This is a genomic window from Streptomyces sodiiphilus, from assembly GCF_039529215.1.
Lineage (GTDB): Bacteria > Actinomycetota > Actinomycetes > Streptomycetales > Streptomycetaceae > Streptomyces > Streptomyces sodiiphilus.
The window spans coordinates 48,985-65,377 of the sequence record NZ_BAAAMJ010000044.1 but is presented as its reverse complement, the minus strand read 5'-3'; the positions used below and the strand labels follow the sequence as shown (position 1 = coordinate 65,377).

Below are 16,393 nucleotides of genomic sequence, written 5' to 3'. Positions count from 1 at the left end.
GCCAGGGGGAGGTCAGCTCTTCCCGCCCGGCGGCCGGCGCAGCCGCGCCACGGCGTCGACGGCCTCGCCCGCCGTCCGGCCGGGGCCGGCGGCGACCGGGCGCCGCAGCCGCCCGGCGCTTTCGGTCTCCAGACCGGTGCCCGCCACGTCGGCGAGGACGTCGTCGGAGGTGAACAGCACCCGGGGGTCCTGCGGGCCGCCGGTTCCCTCGGTGAGGTTGGCCATGTCGTGGCCGATGACCAGCAGGGTGCCGCCGGGAGCGACGGCCTCCGCGGCCCGGCGCAGCACGGGCCGCCGCTCGCCCGCCGGAAGGTGCAGATAGGCGATCACGACCAGGTCGTACGCACCTCGCGGGGGCCGGTGGGACAGCACATCGGCCCGCACCCAGGTGAGCCGGCCGGCCGCCTCGCCGGGCAGCGCGGCGGCCAGTTCCCGGCCGCGGTCCAGGGCGACGGACGAGAAGTCCACCACGTCCACCCACCAGCCCCGGCCGGCCAGCCACAGGGCGTTGCGGCCCTCGCCGGCGGCGAGATCCAGGGCCCGCCCGGGCGGCAGGTCCGCGGTCTCGCGGGCGATCCAGGCGTTGGGTTCTCGCCCCCAGACCAGTTCGGTGGCGGTGTACCGCTCGTCCCACGCTCCGCTGTCCATGTGTCCTCCGTTTTCCGCGGTTTCCGCTGTCACTGGCCCGGACGGCTGCCGGCGGTCACCGGCAGCCGTCCGGTTGCGCTCACTTCGCCGCCGACTGCGCGGCCAGCTGCCTGCGGACATCCTCCATGTCGACCGCACGGATCTTGCCGATCAGCTCGTCCAGCGCCGGTGCGGGCAGCGCCCCGGGCTGGGCGTAGAGCACGACGTTGTCCCGGATCGCCATCAGCGTGGGGATCGAGGAGATCTGGAAGGCGGCGGCCAGTTCCTGCTGAGCCTGGGTGTCGACCTTGCCGAAGACGATGTCCGGGTTGTTCTCCGCCGCCTTCTCGAAGATGGGGGCGAACATCCGGCACGGCCCGCACCAGGCGGCCCAGAAGTCGATGAGGACGGTCTTGTCGCCGGAGACGATCTCATCGAAGTTGTCCTTGGTCAGCTCTACCGATGCCATGGGCGTTCCCTTCTCTATACCCCTACGGGTATAGCAACCGCATCCGGGCCGGAAGTGTTCCCGGACGGCCCCGCGCCTTCTCCCGGTCTCCCCGTCGAGGGCGCGGCCCGCCCGGGACCGTGCGTCCCGGTGTCACGCGGCGGCGGACTCCAGGACGGCTCCGGCCTGCGCGGCGTTGGCGAACTCGTCGTTGACGGCGACCACGTCGCGGCCGTTCGCGGCCAGCAGGGAGGCGGCCGCGGTCGCCCGGTAGCCGGACCCGCAGTGCACCCAGACCCGGCCGGGCGGCACCTCGTCCATCCGGCGCAGCAGCTGGTGCAACGGGATGTGCACGGCGCCCAGCAGGTGACTCTCGGACCATTCCAGGTCGCGGCGGACATCGAGCACCACCATGCCCTCGTCCCGCCCCTCTGTCCGGGCCTCGACGAGGTCACCGAAGGAGGCGGTGGGCAGGACGCCCGGCGGGCGCCCGCCGGTCCACTCCTCCGGAGTTCCGGTGGCGCCGCCCGCCGACCGGTCGATGCCGATGCGGGCCAGCTCGCGCTGCGCCTCCTCGATCTGCTCCGGGGTCTCGCCCAGCAGGGTCAGCGGGGTGCCCCAGGGGATGATCCAGCCGAGGTAGGTGGCGAAGCTGCCGTCGAGGCCGAAGGAGAGCGAGCCGGGCAGATGTCCGGCCGCGAAGGCGGTGCGGGAGCGCAGGTCCACCACCCACTCCCCCGCCTCGATGCGGGAGCGCAGCTCGGCCGGGTCGGCCGGTTCCGGCGGTGTGAGATCGGGGGCACCCGGGCCCGCGAGATTCGCGGGGGCCATGTGCGCGTAGTAGGCGGGATAGGCGTCGAGGCCCGCCAGCAGGTCGGCGACGAAGTCGGCCTCGCTGCTGGTCAGCACCGGGTTGACCCGCTTCTCGTGGGCGATGGTCGAGCTGACCCCCTCGGCCTGGGTGGAGGAGCAGAAGCTGCCGAAGCCGTGAGTGGGGAAGATCTCCGCGTCCTCCGGGATCTCACCGGCCAGCCGGTGGGCGGACCGGTACTGGGCCCGGACCAGGGTGTCGGTGTGCTCGGGGCCGAGCAGGTCGGGACGGCCGGTGGACCCGAAGAGCAGCGACCCCCCGGTGAACACCCCCACCGGGCGGCCGTCCGCCCGGAGCTCGTAGGAGAGGTGGGTGTGGGTGTGGCCCGGGGTGGCGATGGCCCGGACGGCGAGGACCGGCGAGACGTCGACGATCTCGCCGTCCGAGACGGGCATCCGCTCGAAGTCGACCGGGTCCTCCGCGTTGACGTGGTAGGCGGCGCCGGTCTCCTGCGCCAGCGCGTGCCCTCCGGTCACGTAGTCGTTGTGGATGTGGGTCTCGAAGACGTGGCCGATGCGGACCCCGGCCTCCCGGGCCGCCTCCAGCACCCTGTCGATGTCCCGCTGCGGGTCCACGACCAGCGCCGTGGTGCCGTCGTGGACGAGGTAGCTGCGGTCGCCGAGCGTGGATGTGTCGATCGGTTGGACGGTGTACATGATGTCGGGCCCTCCTTGCTGTGTGCCTGGCGGGCGGCATCCGGGCTCAGGAGACGTTCTGGCTCCGCCCGGTCTCCAGCGGCCGGCCGGACCGGGCCCAGGCGCCGGTCCCGCCGGCCACCGAGTGCGCGTCCACCCCTTGGGAGCGCATCCAGTCGGTCGCGCTCCTGCTGCGGTTGCCGCTGGCGCAGATGACGTAGACCGGACGGCCCCTGGGCAGCTCGGGGATACCGGCCGGAACGGTGGCCAGCGGCATCAGAACCGCCCCCGGGACGTGTCCGGAGGTGTATTCGCCCACCTCGCGCACATCCACGACGAAAGCGCCCTCGGCGTGAGCGGCGGCGAACGTGGTCAGATCGACTTCGGGTGTCATGTCCCAAACCTTCCCTTTATACCCCCGGGGGTATGCTCCCCCTTCCGAAGATAAGGACCGCGCCGCGCGATGGCAAACACGCGCGGGATCTGCGCCTCCGGGCGGGTGCCCGGCGCCGCGGGGCATACACCGCACAACGGCGCCGAAGCGGGCACCGGCTCACCTTCACGCGGAGCCGGCGCACCTTCCGGCACACAAGGGGCGTGGCGGGGTTTCAACACCGCCCCGGCGAGGCAACCGTCACTTTCCCGGCATCACGGCCATTCGGGGTGACGAGCGGAGCACATGAACGCCACGACATCCACCGGACCGCCGCTGCGACGACTGCTCACCGGGCTGCTCGCGGTGGCCTGGCTGGTGCTTGTCCCGGCCGGTGCGATGGCCCAGCAGCCGACGGTGCTGCTCGCCCGCGTCGACGGCACCATCACCCCGGTGATCAGCGACTACCTCGCCGAGGGCGTGGACCGGGCCGCGGAGGAGGGACACGCCGCCCTGCTGGTGGAGATGGACACCCCCGGCGGGCTGGACACCTCGATGCGCGAGATCGTCCAGGAGTTCCTGGACGCCCCGGTACCGGTCGTGGTGCATGTGACCCCGCCGGGGGGCCGTGCGGCATCCGCCGGGGCGCTGATCACCTTCTCCTCGCACGTCGCGGCGATGGCGCCGGGCACCACCATCGGCGCCGCGACCCCGGTGGACATGGAGGCCGGCGAGGCGGCCGACGAGAAGATCATCAATGACACCGCCGCCTACGCCGCGTCGGTCGCCGCCGAACGGGGCCGCAACGTGGAGTTCGCCGAGCAGACCGTGCGCGAGGCCCGCTCCGCCACCGCCCGGGAGGCCGTGGACATCGGCGCGGCCGATCTCCTGGCCGAGAGCAGGGAGAGCCTGCTGTCGGACATCGACGGCCGCGAGGTCACCCTCGCCACCGGCGAAACGGTCGCACTGGACACCGCCGACGCCCGGGTGGTGAGCCATGACATGGGCTTCCTCCAGAGTCTCCGGCAGCTCCTGGCCGACCCGAACCTGGCCTTCCTCTTCCTGTCCCTCGGCACCCTGGCGATCATCTTCGAGTTCGCCTCCCCGGGCATGGGCCTGGGCGGGGCCATCGGCGCGGTCCTGATCGTCCTCGGCTTCTTCTCCCTGGCCGTCCTGCCCGTGCACGCCGCCGGTCTGGCCCTGCTGGTGCTGGCCGGAGCGCTGTTCCTCGGCGAGGTGTTCACCCCCGGCGTGGGGGTGTTCGCCGCCGGGGGCTCGATCGCCCTGCTGTTCAGCGGCCTGTTCCTGTTCGAGGGACAGATGGAGGTCGACCCGGTGGTGCTGATCCCCACCGTGGTGGTCATCGGGCTGGGAGCGGTGCTCGCCGGCCGGCTCGCCTGGCGCGCCCGGCGCTCCCGGCCGGTCAGCGGCTACGAGGCGTTCCTCGGGCGGGAACTCACCGTGGACACCGCCGAGGGCGACAGTGGCCAGGCCCGGTTCGAGGGCGCCTGGTGGCGCGTCCGCAGCGGCGACGGCGAACCGCTTCGTCCCGGCACCACCGCCCGCGTCGTCGCCGTGGACGGCATCACCCTGATCGTCGAGACCCTCCCCGCGGCGGACGCGGGAGGAGAAGAGGAGCAACCGTGAACAACTCCGTGATCGCCTGGGTCCTGCTGGGCCTGGTGCTGGTGATCCTGCTCGCCGCGGCGGTCCGCATCGCCAAGGAGTACGAACGCGGCGTGACATTCCGCCTGGGCCGGGTGATCGGCGCCAAGGGACCGGGGCTCTTCTTCATCATCCCGGTCGTGGACAAGGTGGTGAAGGTCTCGCTGCGGACCGTGACCATGGACATCCCCGCCCAGGACATCATCACCAAGGACAACGTCACCATCCGGGTCAACGCCGTGACGTACTTCAACGTCGTGGAACCGGTGCGCTCGGTGGTCGCCATCGAGAACCACATCCAGGGCACCTCCCAGATCGCCCAGACCACCCTGCGCAGCGTCCTCGGCCAGACCGACCTGGACGAGTTGCTGGCCAGGCGCGACGACATCAACCAGCGGCTGCAGGAGACCATCGACAAGGTCACCGACCCGTGGGGGGTGAAGGTGACCCTGGTGGAGGTGAAGGACGTCGAGCTGCCGGAGTCGATGCGCCGGGCGATGGCCCGGCAGGCCGAGTCCGAGCGGGACCGGCGGGCGAAGGTGATCCACGCCCACGGCGAGTTCGAGGCGGCGGACACGCTCGGCCGCGCCGCGGAGGTGCTGGAGGTCCACCCGGCGGCCATGCAGCTGCGGCTGCTGTCCACCCTCACCGAAGTCGCCGGCGAGCGGAACTCCACGCTGATCTTCCCGCTGCCGATGGAGGTCCTGCGGCTCGTCGATCACCTCGGCGCCCGCGCGGCGGGCCAGGCGGCCCCCGAGGGCGCGGCCCCCGGCCCGGCCGGCGCCGGAGGCGAACAGGACGAGCGTCCGCCGAAGGCCGCCTGAGCACCGCCCCCGGTGTCAGGAGGCGGGGGCCAGAACCGTCAGGAGCCGGGCCACCTCGGCGGCGACCGCCTCCCGGGCGGGGGCGAACCAGCGGCGCGGGTCCATCAGCGCCGGGTCGGCCGCCAGGGCGGAGCGGACCGTCCCGGTGAGCACCCGGTTGAGGTGCGTGGCGATATTGATCTTGAGCATGCCGTGCCGCACCGCCGAGGCCAGCCCGGCGTCCGGAACCCCCGAGGAGCCGTGCAGCACCAGGGGAACCGGCAGGCGGGCGGCCAGCTCGGCGATCAGCCGGTCGTCCAGCACCGCGTCCCGGGTGGCCATGGCGTGCGAGGAGCCGACCGCGACGGCCAGCGCGTCCACCCCGGTGGCGCGGACGAAGTCCGCGGCCTCCCCCGGGTCGGTGCGCACGCCCGGGGCGTGCACGCCGTCCTTGCCGCCGATCTCGCCCAGTTCGGCCTCCACCCACACCCCCTGTTCGTGGCACCAGGCGGCCAGCTCGGCCGTGCGGCCGGTGTTCTCCCGGTACGGCAGCGCGGAGGCGTCCACCATCACCGACCGCACCCCCAGCTCCACGGCCTGCCGGACCAGTGCGGGACGGGTGGCGTGGTCCAGGTGCACCACCGCCTCGGCCTCCATCTCCTCGGCCAGGCGCAGCAGCGCCAGCAGCAGCGGGCCGGGGGAGCCGTGGTAGTCCACGGTGTTCTCGGAGACCTGGAGCACCACCGGCAGACCCGCCCGGCGCGCGCCCTCGGTGATCGCCTCGGCGTGTTCGAGCTGGACGACGTTGAACGCCCCCAGCCCGCGGCCCGCCCGGCGGGCGGCGGCGGCCACCGCCCGCATCGGCACCAGTGGCACGGCGTTCAGCCGAGGACGACGGAGCGGGACAGGTGCCGCGGGGCGTCCGGGTCCAGGCCGGCCGCCCGCGCCCGCACCAGGCACAGCCGGTGCACTCGCACCAGCTCGGCCATCGGATCCACGCCCGGGGCGTGCTCGAAGTGGGCGCCCGTCGCCCGGACCTGATCGGCGAGCCCGTCCGGCACCTCTCCGAGCGCCCACGTGACCCGGCCCGGCCCTGCGATGCTGATGGGGCCGTGCCGGTACTCCGTGGCCGGATAGCTCTCGGCCCACGCCTGCGCGGACTCGCGCAGTTTCAGGGCCGCCTCGGCCGCCAGCCCGCAGGTCCACCCCCGGCCGAGGAAGGTCACCTGTCCGGCCGTGGCCGCCGGACCGAGGCTCTCGGGACCGGCGGCCAGTGCGGCCGCCGCGTCGGCGGCGGCCGGGGCGATGTCCTCCCCCAGCGAGGCGCGCAGCAGCGCCAGGGCGGTGGTCGCGAAGCGGCTCTGGACGACGGACCGCTCGTCCGCCTCCGGCAGGGCGATCGTCGCGGCGAGTGCCGTGGCCGGGGCATCCGGGACAGCCGTGATCACCGTGCGGGGCACGCCGTCGGCGGCCCGAAGGGCACGCAGCACCTCGGTGGTGGTGCCGGAGCGCGTCAGGGCCAGGACCCGGTCGTAGCCCCGGGCCAGCCGGTGCTCGCCGGCCGGCCAGGCGTCGGTCAGCCCCTGGCCGGCGTCCTCCCGCAGGGCGGCGTAGCACTGCGCCATGAAGAAGGAGGTGCCGCAGCCCGTCACCGCCACCCGCTCCCCCGGCCGCGGCAGCAGCTCCCGGTGGACGGCGGCCCGGGCCGCCCCCGTGTGCCAGTCCCGGGGCTGGGTGGCGATCTCCCGGGCCAGATGGCTGTCGTCGCTCATGCCCGCAGCGTCCTGTGACGGAGCGGGACTGTCAATATCCCCGCTGGTCCGGGCAGTTCACTCGTCCTCTCCGGCGCCGGGCAACTCCGCGGCCACCAGCACATTGCCGTACAGGTCGGCGAAGTGAAGCGAACGGCCGGCGCTCCCCTCCTGCTCCGCCCACACCCGCACCCCGCGCTCCCGGAGCCGGGCGCCCACCGCGGCGGCGTCGGAGGTGTAGAGCACCAGCAGCGGCTGCCCGCCGCTCTGCCGGCCCACCAGCGCGCGCTCCCGCTCACCGCCGGGCTCCATCAGCCACAGCCCGGCGCTGTCGCCGGGCAGGCCGATGTGGAGGTAGCGGTAGCCGCCGGTGGTCTCGTCGTGCAGGACCCGGAAGCCGAGCACGTCCCGGTAGAACGCCAGGGCGGCGTCCTGGTCGTCGGCGAGCAGGACCGTGCGGGCGAGGGAGGAGAAGCCGTTCATGCGGGCGACCCCAGCGCCGGCCGCTGACAGCGCCGCCTGCCGGGAAGGCGCGGCGGACCTGCCGCGTTATGCTCACCGCGACCCGCGCCGGGCGATCCCGGGCGGAACCGGTCCGGACCCCCTGGAGGCCATCGTGGGCACCCGCCGCACCCCGCTGCCCGGCGTCGGCACGCAGTACGACATGGAGACCCGGGCCGGCGGCCACATCTCCGTGGTCGCGCACGAGGACGGCCGGCGCTTCATCGGCTTCTACGAGGCCGACGACCCGGACGCCTGCCGCGCCACTGTTCCGCTGGAGCCCGAGGAGGCGGGACGGCTCGCCGCCCTGATACTGCCCGAACCCGAGGCGGGCGGACTTCCCGACGGCGTGCCCGGGCTCGACCTGGTGACCGAGCGCATCCCGCTGGGAGCCGACTCCCCCTACCGCGGCCGACCGCTGGGCGACACCCGCGCCCGGACCCGCACCGGGGCGTCCATCGTGGCCGTGCTGCGCCGCACCGGGGCCCACCCCTCCCCCACCCCGGCCTTCCGGCTGGAGACCGGGGACACACTGCTCGTGGTCGGCACCCGGGAGGGTGTGCGGGACCTCGCCGAGATCATCTCCGGAGCCTGACCGTGCACGACACGACGATACTGCTCATCGAACTGGGGGCCGTCGTCCTGGGCCTCGGCCTGGTCGGGCGGCTGGCGGGACGCTTCGGCCTGTCCCCGATCCCGCTGTACCTGCTGGGCGGGCTCGCCTTCGGCAACGGCGGGCTGCTGCCGCTGAGCGCCAGCGAGGACTTCTTCCACATCGGCGCCGAGATCGGCGTGATCCTCCTGCTGCTCATGCTGGGTCTGGAGTACAGCGCCTCGGAGCTGGTGGACAACCTCAAGAAGCAGTACCCGTCGGGCCTGGTCGACTTCGTGCTCAACGCGACGCCCGGCGCGGTGGCCGCGCTGCTGCTCGGCTGGGGGCCGGCCGGGGCCCTGGCGCTGGCCGGCGTCACCTACATCTCCTCCTCCGGTGTCATCTCCAAGGTCCTCACCGACCTCAAGCGGCTCGGCAACCGCGAGACCCCCGTGGTGCTCAGCGTCCTGGTGATCGAGGACCTCGCCATGGCCGTCTACCTGCCGGTCCTGACGACCGTGCTGGCCGGGATCGGGCTGGCCGGCGGCAGCGTCACGCTGGCGGTGGCGCTGGGCACCGCCGGGCTCGCGCTCTACGTGGCCCTGCGCCACGGCCGGCTGCTGAGCAGGGCGGTCTCCTCGGACAACCCCGAGATGCTGCTGCTGGTGGTGCTGGGCCTGACCCTCCTGGTGGCCGGCATCGCCGAACGCCTCCAGGTCTCCGCCGGGGTGGGCGCGTTCCTCGTCGGCATCGCCCTGTCCGGGGAGGTCGCGCATCACGCGCGTCGCCTGCTGACCCCCATGCGGGACCTGTTCGCCGCCGTGTTCTTCGTGTTCTTCGGCCTGTCCACCGCTCCCGGCGACATCCCGGCGGTGCTGGTGCCCGCCCTGCTGCTGGCCGTCGTGACGACCTTCACCAAGATCGGCACCGGCTGGTACGCCGCGCGGCGGGCCGGCATCGGCCCCCGCGGCAGGTTCCGGGCCGGCGGGGCGCTGGTCGCCCGGGGCGAGTTCTCCATCGTCATCGCCGGGCTGGCCACCGGCGTGGAGCCGCGGATCGCCCCGCTGGCCACCGCCTACGTGCTGATCATGGTGATCGCCGGCACCTTCGCCGCCCGCTGGACCGAGCCCGCCGCGCGGCGGTNGTTTCCGGGCCGGCCGCGCGCCCGGCGGCTCCGCGCGGAGCGAGGACCGGGGGAAGGTGGCCGTGCGCCGCTGACCCGCCTCCGCCCGGCGGGGCCCGGAATGAGGCATGATCGGCTCATGGGGATAGTCGCCGGTCTGGACAGCTCGTCCGCATACACCCGCATCGTCGTCTGTGACGCCGGTACCGGAGAGGTCATCCGGCACGGCCACGCCGGACACCCGGACGGCGAGGCCGCGCCGGAGTCCTGGCTGCTCTCCCTCGGGGAGGCGGCGGACGGCGGCCTGCTGGAGGGCGTGGCCGCCATCGGCGTCGCCGCCGAGCCGCACGGCCTGGTGGCCCTGGACGGCGCGGGACGCCCCGTGCTCCCCGCGCCGGGCGGGGGCGACGACCGGGCGCTGTCCGCCATCGCCGGGCTCATCGACGGCCTGGGCGGGCGGCAGGCGTGGGCGGAGGCCGTCGGCCTGGTGCCGCAGTCCGGTCACCCCGTCACCTGGCTGCGCCGGCTGCGCAACGAGCAGCCCGAAGCGGCCCGGCGCACCGCCGAAGTGCTCCAGCCGCAGGACTGGCTGGTCTGGCAGCTGCTGGGCCGCCCCGAGCGGCGCACCACCGACCGCGGCGGCGCGTCGGGGACCGGCTACTGGTCGGCGATCGCCGAGTCCTGGCGCCCGGACCTCGCCGAACTGGCCCTGGGCCACCCCGTGTCGCTCCCCGAGGTGCTCGCCCCGGCCCAGCCGGCCGGGCACACCCCGGAAGGGCTGCTCATCTCCGCCGGCACGGGGGACACCATGGCCGCCGCGTTCGGGCTGGGCGTCGGCCTCGGCGATGCCGTGATCTCGCTGGGCGCCTCCGGCTCGGTGTGCGCGGTGCACCACGAGGCGCTGGCGGACACCAGCGGCACCATCACCTCCTACGCCGACGCCACCGGCATGCACCTGCCGGTGGTGCGGACGCTGAACGCCACCCGGGTGCTGCGGGGCACCGCGGATCTGCTCGGCTGCGACCTGGCCGGGCTGTCCGAACTCGCGCTGCGGTCCACCCCCGGCGCCCACGGGCTGGTGCTGCTGCCCTATCTCGCCGGGGAGCGCACCCCCGACCTGCCGCACACCGCCGGCACCCTGTCGGGGCTGCGCCGGGAGAGCATGAAACCGGAGCACCTGGCACGGGCCGCCTTCGAGGGCATGCTGTGCGGGCTGGCCGACGCCGCCGGGGTGCTGCGCGGCCGGGGCGTGCGGATCGAACGGGTCTTCCTGCTGGGCCCCGCCGCCGGCCTCCCGGCGGTGCGGTCGCTGGCCCCCGCCCTGCTGGGCGCGCAGGTCATCGTCCCCGTCCCGGCCGACTACACGGCGCTGGGCGCGGCCCGGCAGGCGGCCTGGGCGCTGGGCGCCGAGCAGGGCACCGCCTCCCCCGAGGCACCGCCGCAGTGGCGGCCCGCCGAGGGGCAGAGCTTCCACGCCGGTGACGAGCTCGCCGTCGGCGCCGCGGTCCACCAGCAGTACGCCGCCGTCCGCGAACAGCTCCACCCCGGCGCCTTCGGCTGAGCGGTCCGTGTCCTCAGACGGCCTCGCGCAGGAAGGTGTCGACCGCGTCGAGGAACTCCCGGCCGGACAGCAGCGCCGCGTCGTTGTGACCGGCGCCGGCGATCTCGGCGTACCGGCCGTCGTGGTTCTCGGCGACCTCGCGGGACAGGCCGGTGGGCACGATCGAGTCGTCGTCGCCCGCGACCACCAGCAGCGGGCCGTCGTAGCGGGCCAGCCGGGCGCCGGTCTCGAAGCGGTCGCGCAGCAGCAGGCCCACCGGCAGGAACCGGTAGTGGGTGCGGGCCACATCGGCCAGCTCCGGGAAGGGCGAGCGCAGCACGAGGGCCGCCGGCGGCTGCCGGGCCGCGACGGCCGCGGCCACCCCCGAACCCACCGACTCCCCCAGCAGCACGATGCGGTCCGGGTCGGTGTCCGGGCGGGAGGCCGCGTAGTCGACAGCGGCCGTCAGATCCGCGATCAGCCCCTCCTCGCCGGGGCTCCCGGGGTTGCCTCCGTAGCCGCGGTAGTCGGTCAGCAGCACCGAGTGGCCCCGTTCCGCCAGCCCTTCGGCCAGCGGCAGGCGGTTGGCGCGGTTCCCGGCGTTGCCGTTGGCCACGACGACGGTGGTGACCGGCTCGCCCCGGGCGGGAAGGAACCAGCCGCTGAGCTCCAGCCCGTCGCCGGTGCGGTAGCCGACCTCCTCCAGGCCCGGCGTGCCGGGCGGTGCGGGAGCGGAGGTGTCCGGCAGGTAGATCAGCCTGCTCTGGAAGGCCCAGGCCAGCACGACCAGGAGCAGCCACAGCGCGGCGAGTACCGCCAGCACCTTGACGACAGCGGCGACCGGGAAGGGACCCATGCCCCCGAGCCTAGAGGCGCTGCCCCGCAATGCGTCCGCGCGTCACTCCAGGTACCCCCGGAGATGCTGGGCGTAGGCGTGGCCGCGCAGCCTGGCGAGGGTCTTGTGCTCGATCTGGCGGATGCGTTCGCGCGTGACACCGAAGAGCCGGCCGATCTCCTCCAGAGTCCTGGGGCGCCCGTCGGCCAGGCCGTAGCGGAGTTCCACGACCCGGCGCTCCCGGTCGCCGAGGGTTGACAGCACGGCCTCCAGCTGCTCGCGCAGCAGCAGGAAGGCGGCGGACTCGACGGGTGAGGGCACGTCGGCGTCCTCGATGAGGTCCCCGAGGCTGAGGTCGTCCTCCTCCCCCACCGGCGACTGCAGGGAGACCGGGTCCTGGGCCAGCCGGAGGATCTCGTCGACCCGGGCGGGGGTCAGGCCGGCCCGCTCGGCGATCTGAGCGGTCGTCGGCTCCTGGCCGCACTCCTGGAGCAGGCCGCGCTGGGCCCGCACCACGCGGTTGATCAGCTCGACCACGTGTACCGGGACGCGGATGGTGCGGGCCTGGTCGGCGATGGCCCGCGACATGGCCTGCCGGATCCACCAGGTGGCGTAGGTGGAGAACTTGAAGCCGCGGGTGTAGTCGAACTTCTCCACCGCGCGGATCAGTCCCAGGTTGCCCTCCTGCACCAGGTCGAGCATGGTCAGTCCGCGCCCGGCGTAGCGCTTGGCCACGGAGACCACCAGGCGGAGATTGGCCTCCACCAGCCGGCGCTTGGCCAGCCGGCCGCGCACCACCAGCCGGTCGAGGTCCAGGACGAGCCGGTCGTCGAGGCCGGTGGAGGTGGACAGCTTCTCCTCCGCGAAGAGCCCGGCCTCGATGCGCCGGGCGAGTTCCACCTCGTCGGAGGCGGACAGCAGCGGGATGCGGCCGATCTCCCGCAGGTACTGCCGCAGAAGATCCTCCGGGGCTCCGCCGCCCCCGCTCTCCCCGGAGCGCGGGGCCGAACGGCGTCGCGCCGGGCCGGGTGGCGGTGACTGGCGGGGCACCCGTTCCAGGGGGACCGGCCGCAGTGGAGCGGCGGGCACGGTGACGGCCGCGCTGGTGAGGGACCGGGTCTGCACTGGGCGACCTCCATCGGACGGCGCGGGCGGGGCGGGCACCACCCCGGTCCGGAGCGGGCGCGCCACGGCCACGAGAAACCTGTGTCCGCCTTCCGGACAGCGGGTCACAGGCTGCGGGTTACCGGTGGTATTCCCCACCGGCGCGGTGCGACACCCCGCGCACGGGGGGTTACAGGGCCGCCGCGCCCTTCTCGCGCAGCGCGCGGCCGTACTGCTGGAGCACCCACAGCTCCTGCCGCACCGCGGTGGCGTCGTCCGTCCGCCCCTGGGCCTCCAGCCGCCGCGCGGTGCCCTCCATCTCGGTGATGCGCTGGTCGACCGCGGCCAGCCGGACCCGGACCAGCTGCTCCCCGGCGTAGGCGGCGTCCGGCTCCCGGGGGGTGCGCAGCGGCTCCACGGCCAGCTCGGTGACCAGGGCGCGGACGGTGTCGTCCGGGGCCGCGTCCCGGACCCGGGCCAGGTACTCCTCCCCGGCCCCGGTGGTGCCGCCGGCCGCCGTGATCACCTGACGGACCACGACGTAGGGGGCGGCGGTGAACTCGTCGTCACCGTAGGCGTCGAAGGCGGGCGAGACGAGCCCGGGGTACTGCAGGGCGAGCTTGAGCAGCTCCCGTTCGACCCGGTGGGCGGGGCTGCGCAGGTGCAGGGCGGGCCCCCGGGGTCCGGCGGCGGGAGCGGCGGCCCGCGGCGCCGGGGCGGACTCGTGGCGCGCCGGCCCCCGGGGCCGCGGCCCTCCGGGCCCGGACGGCTCCCGCCGCTCCCGTTCCCGGCGGGCCACGCGGCCCACCCGGCGGACGACGAACGTCTCGTCGAGGATGCCGAGCAGCCCGGCGAGCCGGACGGCGTACTCGTGCTGGAGGGAGCCGTCCTTGATCCGGGCGACGATGGGGGCGGCGTGCTCCAGGGCGGCCGACCGGCCCTCGGCGGTGTCCAGGTTGTGATGCCGCAGGACCGAGCGGATGGCGAAGTCGAACAGCGGGGCGGGGGCCTCGACCAGCTCCCGGACGGCCTCGTCGCCCTGTGCCAGGCGCAGGTCGCAGGGGTCCATGCCGCCGGGGGTGATCGCGATGGAGGTGCGGGCGGCGAACTTCTGGTCGTCCTCGAAGGCACGCAGCGCGGCCTTCTGCCCGGCGGCGTCGCCGTCGAAGGTGAAGACCACTTCTCCGGCGCTGTGCGAGCTGGAGCTGTCCATCAGCAGCCGCCGCAGGATCTTGATGTGCTCGGCGCCGAAGGAGGTTCCGCAGGTGGCGATGGCGGTGGTGACACCGGCCAGGTGGCAGGCCATGACGTCGGTGTAGCCCTCGACGACGACGGCCCGGTTGTGCTTGGCGATGTCCCGTTTGGCCAGGTCGATGCCGTAGAGCACCTGGGACTTGCGGTAGAGCGGGGTCTCCGGGGTGTTGAGGTACTTCGGTCCGTTGTCGTCCTCGCGGAGCTTGCGGGCGCCGAAGCCGATGGTCTCCCCGGTGATGTCCCTGATGGGCCAGATCAGCCGGCCGCGGAACCGGTCGATGGGGCCGCGGCGGCCCTCCTGGGCGATGCCGGAGAGCACGAGCTCCTTGTCGGTGAAGCCCCTGCCGCGCAGGAACCGCACCAGGTGGTCCCAGCCCGCCGGGGCGTAGCCGACCCCGAAGCGGGCGGCGGCGGTCCCGTCGAAGCCGCGGTCGGCCAGGAACCGGCGCCCGGTCTCCGCCTCGGGGCTCTCCAGCTGCTCGGCGTAGTACTGGGCGGCCGCCTTGTGCGCCTCGACGAGCCGGGTGCGTTCGCCCTGCTGACGGCCGGGACGGTAGCCGCCCTGTTCGTAGCGCAGGGTGATGCCGGCCTGGGAGGCCAGCCGTTCCACCGCCTCGGAGAAGGACAGGTGCTCCAGCTTCATCACGAAGTCGAGGGTGTCCCCGCCCTCCTGGCAGCCGAAGCAGTGGTAGAGGCCCTTGCTGGGGCTGACGTGGAAGGACGGGGACTTCTCGTCGTGGAACGGGCACAGGCCCTTGAGCTGGCCGCCGCCGGCGCCGCGCAGCTGGAGGTACTCCGAGACCACGGCGTCGATGGGGACCGCGTCCCGCACCGCCTTCACGTCGTCGTCGTTGATCCTTCCCGCCACGCCGGAATTCTACGGCCCGGTGCGGACACACCGGCGTCCGCACCGGGCGGTGCCTGCCGCGGCGGCCGGTGTCACAGGCCCAGGAGCTTCCTCGCGGTGAGGGCGAGGGACAGTTCGGCGGTCTCCAGCGGCCGGCCCAGTGAGCGGCCGGTGAGCCGCTCGTACCGGCGCAGCCGGTTGAGCACGGTGTTGCGGTGGCAGGACAGCCGCTCCCCGGCGCGCTGCGCGGAGGCGTCGCACTCCAGCCAGGCGGTGAGGGTGTCCAGCATCAGATCGCGGTCGGCCGGTTCCAGGCGCAGCAGGGGGCCGAGCACCCGTTCGGTGAGGACGGCGCTGAGCTCCGGCGAGGAGACCACCAGCGCGGCCGGGAGGTGGTCGTGCAGCAGTGCGACCTCGCCGTCCGCCGGGCAGCTCAGCAGGGCCTTCTCGGCCAGGGTGCGGGCCTGGCCGATGGATGCCAGGCCGTCGACCGCGGGGCTGAGCCCCACCCGGACCCCGAGGCCGGGGGCCGGCGGGGTGAGGTCACGGGCGAGTTGTTCCGGTCCGCCCTCGCCCAGCAGCACGATGCCCAGGTCGGTCCCGTCGGCCGGCTGCCACAGGAGCCGGACGGCGGCGTTGCTGCGGGGCACCCCGTGCCCGGTGCGCACGACGGCGCGGGCCGGACCCGAGACGGCCGCCACCGCGTACCGGGCCCGTTCGGGCAGGTCGAGGGCCGCCGCGATCTCCGGCAGCTCGGATATCCGGACCGTGCCCTTCAGGAGTGCTTCGGTCATCAGCCGCAACTTGTTCTCCCGCCGCCAGCTGAGCTCCCGTTCGGTGCGGCGGTAGGCCTCCGTGGCGACCGAGCAGTGCTCATCGACGAAGTTCCAGACATCCCCGGCGACGTGCACGAGCAGGCGCATGCCGTCGGGGTCGCGGCGGGCGGCGGTGTCCAGCAGGCTCTGCCAGACGGCGCCGCCGCCGAGCCGGAAGGCGTGCAGCACGGCGTCCAGCGGCAGTCCCTGTTCGGCCCGGTCGGTGCCGATGCGCCACGAGTAGCGCCGGGCCGACTCCCGCATCTCCCGGGGGCGCACCAGGCAGCCCACGTTGTAGTGCAGGGAGCGGTGCACCTCCTGCCACAGCGCGTCGGGGTCGACGGACCGCTCGCGATAGGCGGGCTCGTTCTTGCGGATGAGGGCCACGACCTCGTCGGTGAGCTGCGGCAGCCGGTCCAGGAGGTGGCCTGCGGTGCGACGCAGGACAGCCTTGGCCTCCGACTCCGAGCCCGAGCCCGAGGGAACGGCCTCTCGTGCCTCTCGCGCTTTCAACACTGGATACATCACGGTCCTCCACCTGTGCGGGCGGTAAGGGCGGCTCGCTCCAGCATTCTTGATGCGCGAACTGGACTTTTCCAGAGATGTTGC

Annotated in this window: 15 protein-coding genes and 1 pseudogene; 5 read left to right on the top strand and 11 right to left on the bottom strand. The window is 74.1% G+C overall.

Annotation, left to right across the window (positions count from 1 at the left end; all coding sequences use genetic code 11):
* Positions 1–12: 12 nt before the first annotated feature.
* The 4 genes from ABD299_RS19115 to ABD299_RS19100 form a co-directional block, all read right to left on the bottom strand.
* Complete coding sequence (locus tag ABD299_RS19115) at positions 13–648, bottom strand: class I SAM-dependent methyltransferase (protein WP_344264018.1); 636 nt, start codon at positions 646–648, stop codon at positions 13–15.
* A 79-nt stretch (positions 649–727) separates the two neighbouring features.
* Entirely contained in the window at positions 728–1,096 is a 369-nt protein-coding gene (trxA, locus tag ABD299_RS19110) for a thioredoxin (RefSeq protein WP_344264016.1), read from the bottom strand.
* Between the two features lie 132 nt (positions 1,097–1,228).
* Entirely contained in the window at positions 1,229–2,602 is a 1,374-nt protein-coding gene (locus ABD299_RS19105; RefSeq protein ID WP_344264014.1) for an MBL fold metallo-hydrolase, read from the bottom strand.
* Between the two features lie 46 nt (positions 2,603–2,648).
* Positions 2,649–2,975 (bottom strand): rhodanese-like domain-containing protein, encoded by a 327-nt coding sequence (locus ABD299_RS19100; RefSeq protein WP_344264012.1) that lies wholly within the window; start codon positions 2,973–2,975, stop codon positions 2,649–2,651.
* A 285-nt stretch (positions 2,976–3,260) separates the two neighbouring features.
* On the opposite strand from ABD299_RS19100, the gene ABD299_RS19095 reads away from it, so the two are divergent.
* Together ABD299_RS19095 and ABD299_RS19090 are read left to right on the top strand one after the other, a co-directional pair.
* Positions 3,261–4,601 carry an NfeD family protein gene (locus ABD299_RS19095; RefSeq protein WP_344264010.1) on the top strand — a complete coding sequence of 447 codons (1,341 nt, stop codon included), beginning with the start codon at positions 3,261–3,263 and terminating at the stop codon, positions 4,599–4,601.
* Positions 4,598–5,443 (top strand): slipin family protein, encoded by an 846-nt coding sequence (locus ABD299_RS19090; protein ID WP_344264008.1) that lies wholly within the window; start codon positions 4,598–4,600, stop codon positions 5,441–5,443. Before ABD299_RS19095 ends, ABD299_RS19090 begins: the two co-directional genes overlap by 4 nt.
* A 15-nt stretch (positions 5,444–5,458) precedes the next feature.
* Here ABD299_RS19090 and ABD299_RS19085 read toward each other — a convergent pair whose 3' ends face one another.
* The 3 genes from ABD299_RS19085 to ABD299_RS19075 are packed head-to-tail and all read right to left on the bottom strand — an operon-like array spanning position 5,459 to position 7,656.
* A complete protein-coding gene (locus ABD299_RS19085) occupies positions 5,459–6,298 on the bottom strand; it encodes a class II fructose-bisphosphate aldolase (RefSeq protein ID WP_344264006.1) in 840 nt (279 codons plus the stop codon).
* A 5-nt stretch (positions 6,299–6,303) separates the two neighbouring features.
* Positions 6,304–7,194: an SIS domain-containing protein gene (locus tag ABD299_RS19080; protein WP_344264004.1), complete on the bottom strand. Its 891-nt coding sequence runs from the start codon at positions 7,192–7,194 to the stop codon at positions 6,304–6,306.
* A gap of 57 nt (positions 7,195–7,251) precedes the next feature.
* On the bottom strand, positions 7,252–7,656 hold the full coding sequence (locus ABD299_RS19075; protein WP_344264002.1) for a VOC family protein: 405 nt from the start codon (positions 7,654–7,656) through the stop codon (positions 7,252–7,254).
* A gap of 133 nt (positions 7,657–7,789) precedes the next feature.
* On the opposite strand from ABD299_RS19075, the gene ABD299_RS19070 reads away from it, so the two are divergent.
* The 3 genes and pseudogenes from ABD299_RS19070 to ABD299_RS19060 all read left to right on the top strand — a co-directional run bounded on the left by ABD299_RS19070 (position 7,790) and on the right by ABD299_RS19060 (position 10,950).
* Positions 7,790–8,269 (top strand): cation:proton antiporter regulatory subunit, encoded by a 480-nt coding sequence (locus tag ABD299_RS19070; protein WP_344264054.1) that lies wholly within the window; start codon positions 7,790–7,792, stop codon positions 8,267–8,269.
* A 2-nt stretch (positions 8,270–8,271) separates the two neighbouring features.
* Positions 8,272–9,363 (top strand): annotated as a pseudogene (locus ABD299_RS19065) (cation:proton antiporter); the annotation flags it as partial.
* Between the two features lie 165 nt (positions 9,364–9,528).
* Positions 9,529–10,950 carry an FGGY family carbohydrate kinase gene (locus ABD299_RS19060; RefSeq protein ID WP_344264052.1) on the top strand — a complete coding sequence of 474 codons (1,422 nt, stop codon included), beginning with the start codon at positions 9,529–9,531 and terminating at the stop codon, positions 10,948–10,950.
* Between the two features lie 13 nt (positions 10,951–10,963).
* Here ABD299_RS19060 and ABD299_RS19055 read toward each other — a convergent pair whose 3' ends face one another.
* The 4 genes from ABD299_RS19055 to ABD299_RS19040 form a co-directional block, all read right to left on the bottom strand.
* The gene (locus ABD299_RS19055; RefSeq protein WP_344264000.1) at positions 10,964–11,785 is read right to left on the bottom strand and encodes an alpha/beta hydrolase; all 822 of its coding nucleotides are present in this window, start codon (positions 11,783–11,785) and stop codon (positions 10,964–10,966) included.
* A gap of 42 nt (positions 11,786–11,827) precedes the next feature.
* Complete coding sequence (locus ABD299_RS19050; RefSeq protein WP_425581373.1) at positions 11,828–12,853, bottom strand: RNA polymerase sigma factor; 1,026 nt, start codon at positions 12,851–12,853, stop codon at positions 11,828–11,830.
* Between the two features lie 205 nt (positions 12,854–13,058).
* A complete protein-coding gene (gene dnaG / locus ABD299_RS19045; protein ID WP_344263996.1) occupies positions 13,059–14,990 on the bottom strand; it encodes a DNA primase in 1,932 nt (643 codons plus the stop codon).
* Positions 14,991–15,061: 71 nt separating this feature from the next.
* On the bottom strand, positions 15,062–16,309 hold the full coding sequence (locus ABD299_RS19040; protein ID WP_425581371.1) for a PucR family transcriptional regulator: 1,248 nt from the start codon (positions 16,307–16,309) through the stop codon (positions 15,062–15,064).
* Positions 16,310–16,393 lie beyond the last annotated feature (84 nt).

What these genes read in the sequence shown, in the direction of transcription:
- ABD299_RS19115 (WP_344264018.1), bottom strand. Translation starts at nt 648, where the DNA reads ATGGACAGCGGAGCGTGGGACGAGCGGTACACCGCCACCGAACTGGTC.
- trxA (WP_344264016.1), bottom strand. Translation starts at nt 1,096, where the DNA reads ATGGCATCGGTAGAGCTGACCAAGGACAACTTCGATGAGATCGTCTCC.
- ABD299_RS19105 (WP_344264014.1), bottom strand. Translation starts at nt 2,602, where the DNA reads ATGTACACCGTCCAACCGATCGACACATCCACGCTCGGCGACCGCAGC.
- ABD299_RS19100 (WP_344264012.1), bottom strand. Translation starts at nt 2,975, where the DNA reads ATGACACCCGAAGTCGATCTGACCACGTTCGCCGCCGCTCACGCCGAG.
- ABD299_RS19095 (WP_344264010.1), top strand. Translation starts at nt 3,261, where the DNA reads ATGAACGCCACGACATCCACCGGACCGCCGCTGCGACGACTGCTCACC.
- ABD299_RS19080 (WP_344264004.1), bottom strand. Translation starts at nt 7,194, where the DNA reads ATGAGCGACGACAGCCATCTGGCCCGGGAGATCGCCACCCAGCCCCGG.
- ABD299_RS19075 (WP_344264002.1), bottom strand. Translation starts at nt 7,656, where the DNA reads ATGAACGGCTTCTCCTCCCTCGCCCGCACGGTCCTGCTCGCCGACGAC.
- ABD299_RS19060 (WP_344264052.1), top strand. Translation starts at nt 9,529, where the DNA reads ATGGGGATAGTCGCCGGTCTGGACAGCTCGTCCGCATACACCCGCATC.
- ABD299_RS19055 (WP_344264000.1), bottom strand. Translation starts at nt 11,785, where the DNA reads ATGGGTCCCTTCCCGGTCGCCGCTGTCGTCAAGGTGCTGGCGGTACTC.
- ABD299_RS19040 (WP_425581371.1), bottom strand. Translation starts at nt 16,309, where the DNA reads ATGTATCCAGTGTTGAAAGCGCGAGAGGCACGAGAGGCCGTTCCCTCG.